The organism is Bacteroidota bacterium (genome assembly GCA_039714315.1).
Taxonomy (GTDB): Bacteria; Bacteroidota; Bacteroidia; order Flavobacteriales; family JADGDT01; genus JADGDT01.
The window spans coordinates 1-5212 of the sequence record JBDLJM010000177.1 but is presented as its reverse complement, the minus strand read 5'-3'; the positions used below and the strand labels follow the sequence as shown (position 1 = coordinate 5212).

The 5212-nt window shown below is 31.6% G+C and carries 5 protein-coding genes; 2 read left to right on the top strand and 3 right to left on the bottom strand.

Going from position 1 to position 5212, the window contains the following annotated elements:
• Window positions 1–200: 200 nt before the first annotated feature.
• On the top strand, window positions 201–1751 hold the full coding sequence (locus ABFR62_12810) for a carboxypeptidase-like regulatory domain-containing protein (protein MEN8139304.1): 1551 nt from the start codon (window positions 201–203) through the stop codon (window positions 1749–1751).
• An 87-nt stretch (window positions 1752–1838) separates the two neighbouring features.
• Here ABFR62_12810 and ABFR62_12805 read toward each other — a convergent pair whose 3' ends face one another.
• Both ABFR62_12805 and ABFR62_12800 read right to left on the bottom strand, forming a co-directional pair.
• Window positions 1839–2564 carry a DUF3307 domain-containing protein gene (locus tag ABFR62_12805; protein MEN8139303.1) on the bottom strand — a complete coding sequence of 242 codons (726 nt, stop codon included), beginning with the start codon at window positions 2562–2564 and terminating at the stop codon, window positions 1839–1841.
• On the bottom strand, window positions 2558–3172 hold the full coding sequence (locus tag ABFR62_12800) for a SatD family protein (protein MEN8139302.1): 615 nt from the start codon (window positions 3170–3172) through the stop codon (window positions 2558–2560). Before ABFR62_12800 ends, ABFR62_12805 begins: the two co-directional genes overlap by 7 nt.
• 426 nt (window positions 3173–3598) lie before the next feature.
• On the opposite strand from ABFR62_12800, the gene ABFR62_12795 reads away from it, so the two are divergent.
• The gene (locus ABFR62_12795) at window positions 3599–4198 is read left to right on the top strand and encodes a DUF5025 domain-containing protein (protein MEN8139301.1); all 600 of its coding nucleotides are present in this window, start codon (window positions 3599–3601) and stop codon (window positions 4196–4198) included.
• Window positions 4199–4610: 412 nt separating this feature from the next.
• Here ABFR62_12795 and ABFR62_12790 read toward each other — a convergent pair whose 3' ends face one another.
• Window positions 4611–5132: a hypothetical protein gene (locus ABFR62_12790; protein MEN8139300.1), complete on the bottom strand. Its 522-nt coding sequence runs from the start codon at window positions 5130–5132 to the stop codon at window positions 4611–4613.
• Window positions 5133–5212 lie beyond the last annotated feature (80 nt).

The window sequence follows — 5212 nt, the reverse complement described above, 5'->3', positions numbered from 1 at the left end:
TTGTATCGCCCTGAAATTTGGTTTACACTTTTTAGTGACGTTAATAAATCAAATATACTACTCTAAATATCAATTTTACTTTTGGTCTTTGATTTTTTTCCTGACCAATTTCTCGTCGAACTCAGGTTATTATAAACATGGCTTAAACTTTTAACAATCAGACTAAATTATTTAAGTTTGTTTTATATAACGATCTTTCTATGTTGAAAAAACACCCTCTACTTATTATAATTTTGCTTGTAACTGTAAATTTGTATTCGCAGGATACAGCGCGAAGCATTACTCCGGGAAAGGAATTAAAAGGAATTGTCATTGATAAGGATAAAAATGAAGCTTTGTCTTATGCTAATGTATTTGTTGCCAATAAAAACATTGGAACCTTAAGCAACGAAAATGGTATGTTTACTATTTCGTTAGAGAATTTTGAAGAAGGAGATACTTTAAAGGTTCAATATATAGGCTATAAAACTCAAAGTATTATTAAGCCCGATGCTTCTGCCTTGTTGAAGGTTTATATGGAAGAGGATACATATAATTTAAATGATGTTTTGGTTTTTGCTGAGGATCCCGATCCAAAAGATATAGTTAAGCAGATATTAGAACGTAAAGATGAAAATTATAAAAACACCTTCTCTAAAAACAACACATTTATTCGAAGCAGGAATATATCAAATATTGCGAGTATTAATCTCGATGTGAAGAAAAATAATATCGAGGAATTAGATGCTGATATATTTGAGCATATCGAAGAATATATACCTAAGCACAGCCTGTCTTATACCGATTTCTTAGGAGATGTTTACATAAATCAGAATAAAGCCGATAGCGTAAAATCGAAGATGGATCCAATTAGAGTAGTGCGCTTAAAGGAAAAGGATATTACTGAACTGGATGAGGTTGAGAAAATCTTTGAGAATTTGTTGACAAACAATGAAGAGGGAGAATATTGGAAGGTGAAATCCGGGATTTTTAGCGAAAAGATTAACGTAGAAGACAAGGAGAAAGAAGATAAACCGGAGGAGAATAAAGATGCCGATGAAGCCGACAAGCTTAAAAAGAATGAAAGGCTGGTAAAGAACTTTAATAATTGGGTTTATAGTAAATTAAAGTACAGCAAACTGGAAAAAAAGGACGATTGGGAGTTTTTATATAAACCGGGAAGGTATGACTACGAACTTGTAGGAGGAACAAGAATTAAAGGTGAAGATGTTTACATTATAGATTTCGTCCCAAAAGGAAAAGGAAGTTTTACCGGTAGGATGTTTGTATCTATAGAAACTTATGCCTTAATCAGAGCAGATTATGAATATGCCCCCGGAGAAACAGGAAGGGATATTAAGATTTTTGGTATTTCCTATAAAGAAGACAGCTACCGGGGCTCTATTTATTTCGAAAATGAGGAAGGTAATTACCTGCTCAAATATTATTCGCTTCAAACGGGTTTCTCTGCCGGTGTTAACAGGAATATTTCGCTAATAAAAAAACGGGACAGATTTTTATTCGATAAAAAACTAAAAAAGTTAAAGATTGGTTTAGATATAGCTATTAATGAAGAGTCGTCTATTGAACTGTTTGTTCTTAATAGAAAGAAAATTAATCAAAAGCAATTCAAACAATTTTCACAGAAAGAGAAATTTGAGTTGATATTTGTCGATAGTTTTGATGAGAACCTATGGAAGGGCTACGATATTATTGAGCCTACCAGTCAGATGAGAAGCTATAAGAAAAGAAGTAGTGTGGAGGAGGAGTGAGGCCGCTGAATCATGTTTTTCTTTCTTTCCATTCCAATTACTCTATTGCCCATAGCTCTATATCGTTTTCGGTTATTTTGGTCATTTCTAATTAAGGGTTTTAAGAATTTTCAGATATACCAATGCTATGAGTATTGCAATTCCAAAACTCAGCAGAGTTCCAATAAGAATATATTCGGTAAGTTTTCGGTCTTTAGCTTTCGATAAATCTCCAAAACGAAATATTGATTTAGCAGCTAATAAAAAACCAATACCTGCCCATTGGTTGAGTATTACGAATCCGAAAATAAACAAACGCTCAAGTATACCAATGTACTTCCCTGCTTTTGGTAACGAAGAGTTACTTTCTGCAATACTATCAATATCAAATTTAGATATCAATACTTTCATAATTACCGATACAGAATAAGTAACAGCAAACAGGGCGGTAAACAACAGAAGGAGTTTGTCGGATAGTATTAAAGAAGCTTCAATATTGTATGGTGTATAAATATCAACTATCAACGCTATCACAATTATATGTAACAACTGATCTGCAAAGAACAACCAACGGTTATTATTATCATTTTCGAGATATACTTTTAGTGTATCTATTGCAAAATGAGAAATTAGAGTTATAATTGGTGCTGCTATATAATATTCAGAATCGAAGTTTAATAAGGCTAATACAAGGATTGCATGCACAAGCGGGTGTAAATAGAGGTATATCGACCTTATTTTATTCTCGCTTTTATCTTGTGCCCAACTATCAGGTTGCAGAACAAAGTCTCCGAGTATGTGGGCAAAGGTTAGTTTTATTATCAGGCTTAGCATAGTTCTTGTTTTACTATTTCAGGAAAATGATTTATTAAATCGTTTACAATCGAAAAATCAGCTCTTTTGAGACCTTTACTAATATCACTTTGTTTTTTGCTTAGAAGTTCTGCTAATTCGCCTTGTTTCAAATCCGGATTTTCGATACTTGCCTTTACTACCTCTGACGATGCAGGAGTCCAATTATCTATATTGATCATTGCCAATGACAGTGTTAGGCTAAATAATGTGTTGAATTCCTTATTCCAGGGCGCTTTTATCTGAACAGTTGTTATTTTGTCCAAACTATCAAAACTCTCTCCCGAATTTATAAAAGCCTCACCGTTTGATTCTGTTATTTTATCGCTAACGAATGAAACCTCACCAATTCCAATCCCCATTCTTACATCCAAAGGCTTAAACTGTTTTATTGTTGCCTTAATATGAAAAGCTAATTTCAAAGCCTGCCCGGGAGTAGTTTTTATTTGAAAACTGTCACCACGGTATATTTCCCAATCGGCAGGTTTGCTTCCATAGAGATTAAAAACATTTTTCAGTTCGTTTAACCATATCGAAGCATCATCTACTTTTCGGGAGTTAATAATATCACCTGTAATTACTGCGATCATAAAATTGTATTTGAATCAAATATATTCCTTTTTAACGGAATAATCAAATATATTCCTTAATTGTGGAATAATTTTAATTATTCTGGAATTGGGGAATGATTCTCAAATTTAGCAAGAGGCTTGGTATGATTTGGATATTTCTTTGTGAAGCTTAATATACTATACTCACTGGTATTTTATCTGCAATTAACAAAAGATATACGACATTTTTTTCCATCAAATAATAATAGGGTATATTGGTATATATACCTATATTAGCAGTAATATAAAAGTTTGAAACTAATACGAAATTTCTTGTAAATTGAAAGATATGAGCATTGAATGTAGCAACTTTTGATTTACTTGAATGTTGTGCATCGACAAAAAAGACAAGAGACACTGAGAAATATTACCCCAATAATAATTAACCATTTAAAGCTCTATGATATGTGTAAAAATTTAAAAATTAAATTATTAGGATTAGGATTTGTAATTTCTGTTCTGGGATGTGATAAAAAGGATGAGGTAAAGCAAGAACCAATACGTTTAAATTCATTTAGTATGAACTTAAATGATCAATTATGGGAACCTTCTTTTATTGATAACGATACATGTTTTTCAACGTTTCAGTGTGAATACTTTAAGGTAGACGATAATATATTTTATTCTATTAAAGCATATAAAGATTCACAATCAAGGACTAATTATACAAGTGAAAATATATTTAGGCTTCAAATTAAGGGAGTGGATAGTACTGGTGTATATGAAGTTTCTGAACCCTTTGAATCATTTAACTCGTATGCATATTTTATAATTAACGAATCAGGCAACCAAAAAGTATATGAAAACAGTGTGACTAAAATAACATCTGTGGTCACAATTGAAGAAATAATACCAATTGATTTTTCTGAACTGATCGGGATTAGAGGCTCATTTTCTGGAATATTGTATAATAAAGTCAATCCAAATGACTCAATCGTAATTGATAATTGTAAGTTTACTTTCAAAAGAACAAACTGGTATGATTTTTCTCAATGTGACGAATAGTTAAAGATTGGAAATCGTAAAAAGTTCTGTTTATTATTGAATATAAAGAATAATAAACTTAAGAAGTATAAAACTAATAGCCGGTATAGTGTAAGTTAAAGGGCTGATGCCCGCTTTAACTTTGTAAACTTGAGGTGTCTTATCAAATATTCCACAATTAACTATTAACTGTCAAGAAAAAACGGATACCTTCATTTAGTACTCAATACAGGTTTAATGAGTATCCGTTTTTTACCTTTGTCTAAAGGTTATTGTATCTTGCATATTGAATAATCCAATTGGCAGATTGGTCATTATTAACTCTTTTTCATTTAAGGATATGATTTTAAGACTATATTTTCTTTCTAAATCTTCTTTATCTGAATAAATCACCTTACCATCCTTTCTTAATGTGGGGAATTGTGCACAACGTTTATTTATAGTAAGTTAAGTTACTATACTTTCCCTCGGTAACATAAGTAATTTCATCAGTTTGGTAATCTTTTACCATAAACTCAAAAATGCCACTTACTTTTTTATTAGAAAAATCACAATCTGTTAGTTTGGAATATCCACTTTCTTTACTTTCAGGCATGGTGATTAAAAAAGAACCGTCAGGATCCACAATGGTTCCTAACGACGCAAGATTCACGGGACTGTTCAAAAATGGATATACGTAGACTGTATCTCCTAAATGAGAAAAATTAGAATCCAGCGGATCGACATCATTTACTGTTACTATTATCTGTTTTCCTGACTTATCAATTGCTCTAATATCAAGTCTTTTAAATGTTTCATCTCCTATTAAGGTATTATTAAAAGTATCTGCCGTAAAAGTTTCCCCGTTAATTTTACAAGTAAAACTTTGCAAATTTGAGTTTTCATTGATGTTATTACTCTTATTGCAGGACATTAATATGATTGCAGTAAAGATTGTGATTACGGATAATTTCATGAGAGATTTTATTATCATGGTGTAATAATTAATTATTGTTGATTTGTATTTAATTCCAAATGTTTGCCAACGTTTTCAGG

Bases quoted from the DNA above. Each gene is read 5' to 3' on its own strand.
- ABFR62_12810 (MEN8139304.1), top strand. From the start codon at position 201: ATGTTGAAAAAACACCCTCTACTTATTATAATTTTGCTTGTAACTGTA.
- ABFR62_12805 (MEN8139303.1), bottom strand. From the start codon at position 2,564: ATGCTAAGCCTGATAATAAAACTAACCTTTGCCCACATACTCGGAGAC.
- ABFR62_12800 (MEN8139302.1), bottom strand. From the start codon at position 3,172: ATGATCGCAGTAATTACAGGTGATATTATTAACTCCCGAAAAGTAGAT.
- ABFR62_12795 (MEN8139301.1), top strand. From the start codon at position 3,599: ATGTGTAAAAATTTAAAAATTAAATTATTAGGATTAGGATTTGTAATT.
- ABFR62_12790 (MEN8139300.1), bottom strand. From the start codon at position 5,132: ATGAAATTATCCGTAATCACAATCTTTACTGCAATCATATTAATGTCC.